The organism is Bacillus hominis, from assembly GCF_018332515.1.
GTDB classification, from domain to species: domain Bacteria; phylum Bacillota; class Bacilli; order Bacillales; family Bacillaceae_G; genus Bacillus_A; species Bacillus_A hominis.
In genome coordinates, this window is record NZ_BOQD01000708.1 from 1 (window position 1) to 238 (window position 238).

General features: G+C 55.9%; 1 protein-coding gene. It reads right to left on the reverse strand.

The window, feature by feature from the left end; genetic code table 11:
• Window positions 1-238, reverse strand: a 238-nt coding sequence (locus tag KI356_RS29055) for an aminotransferase class I/II-fold pyridoxal phosphate-dependent enzyme (protein ID WP_212937099.1), incomplete at both ends; no start/stop codon positions are given.

Below are 238 nucleotides of genomic sequence, written 5' to 3' on the forward strand. Positions count from 1 at the left end.
CAGCCATCGTAGACGATATCGGCATAGGCCAGGTCATGGACCACCAGCACATCGTAGCGTTTCGCCAGCGCCACTACTTTTTCGAAGAACTCCAGTTCCACGCATTGCGCGGTTGGGTTTGACGGGAAGCCGAGGATCATCATCTTCGGTTTCGGATAACTTTCACGAATGGCTCGCTCCAGTTCGTTGAAGAAATCGACACCTTCCACCAGCGGCACTGAGCGTACCTGCGCCCCGG